The organism is Actinomyces sp. S6-Spd3 (assembly GCF_000758755.1).
Taxonomy (GTDB): Bacteria; Actinomycetota; Actinomycetes; order Actinomycetales; family Actinomycetaceae; genus Pauljensenia.
Genome location: NZ_JRMV01000149.1, coordinates 1 through 517 on the forward strand (window position 1 = coordinate 1; position 517 = coordinate 517).

Annotated in this window: 2 protein-coding genes; one reads left to right on the forward strand and one right to left on the reverse strand. The window is 56.5% G+C overall.

Annotated elements, in window-relative coordinates; translation table 11 throughout:
* On the reverse strand, positions 1 to 206 hold a 206-nt coding region (locus HMPREF1627_RS10655; protein ID WP_234305181.1), incomplete at its 3' end, for a hypothetical protein.
* 47 nt (positions 207 to 253) lie between these two features.
* Between HMPREF1627_RS10655 and HMPREF1627_RS00885 the strand changes: the two genes are divergently transcribed.
* The coding region (locus HMPREF1627_RS00885; RefSeq protein WP_034500363.1) for a fluoride efflux transporter FluC at positions 254 to 517 on the forward strand (264 nt) is incomplete at its 3' end.

Sequence of the window (517 nt, forward strand, 5' to 3'; positions counted from 1 at the left end):
GCCACCACCGACGCAAACATCAAATAACCCGGCTTCGCCACCACGTCAGCCGTCAGCGACCCGGTGGAAAACACCGCCAAGAAGAAAGTGAAAAATGCCAGTGCTGCCCAAATCGTCTTCGGATTCGACCACAGCCCAGAACGCGTCTCGCCGGGCAACTCGCAACAAGACATGGCCGTGAACCTCCCCAAAATCCCGTCTACCACTAAGAGTAGACTGGCTGGCGGCACCACTCACAGCAAGTAGAGAGATTATGTACGAGATAAAACCAGGCCTCCTCGTGTTCCTTGGCGCAGCGCTGGGAACCCTCTCGCGTGCCCTCATCGACACCCTCATTGCAAGCACCTTCGCAGGCATCAACGTGTCCACCGTTTTTGTGAATATGGTTGGCGCATTCCTCATGGGCGGCCTAATCACCACGTGGAGTGTTCGACGTGGCATGCACCCCCTGTGGGACCGCATAAAAATTTTTGCCGGCACCGGCTTTCTTGGAGCCTTCACCACATACTCCGCCTTC